The following is a 505-nucleotide window of genomic DNA, read 5'->3' as shown; positions in this document are numbered from 1 at the left end:
TGCCGGTGGAACCGGAGGTGTAGATCACGTAGGCGAGGTTCGAAGGATCCACGACGACTTGCGGGTCGCTGTCGGCAAAGGCGCTGACGTCGGTATCCAGCAGCAGGGTTTTCACGCCGTCAGGCACCGGTAATTGACCGGTCAGCGACGCCTGGGCCAGCAGCAGCTGGATGCCGCTGTTTTGCATCATGTAGGCCAGGCGGTCCTGCGGGTAGGTTGGGTCGAGCGGCACATAAGCGCCGCCGGCCTTGAGGATCGCCAGCAGGCCGACGATCATCTCGATACCCCGCTCCGCGGCCAGGCCCACCAGCACGTCCGGCCCCACGCCGTGAGCGATCAACTGATGCGCACGGCGGTTGGCCTGGGCATTCAGTTCGGCGTAGGTCAGGGTCTGGCCGTTGCAACGCAGGGCCACGGCGTCAGGCCGTTGACGGGCCTGCTCGGCGATCAGTTGATGGGCGCAGGTGTCGCTTGGGAAGCTGCGCGGGCCGGGGTTCCACTGGGC

At 66.5% G+C, this 505-nt stretch carries 1 protein-coding gene; it reads right to left on the bottom strand.

Annotated elements, in window-relative coordinates:
* Window positions 1-505, bottom strand: a 505-nt coding sequence (locus HX801_RS31040) for an AMP-binding protein (RefSeq protein ID WP_177023372.1), incomplete at both ends; no start/stop codon positions are given.

The organism is Pseudomonas sp. G1002, from assembly GCF_013385455.1.
GTDB lineage: Bacteria > Pseudomonadota > Gammaproteobacteria > Pseudomonadales > Pseudomonadaceae > Aquipseudomonas.
Note: the sequence above shows the minus strand (reverse complement) of the source record. Positions and strands in the feature narration are given on the sequence as shown.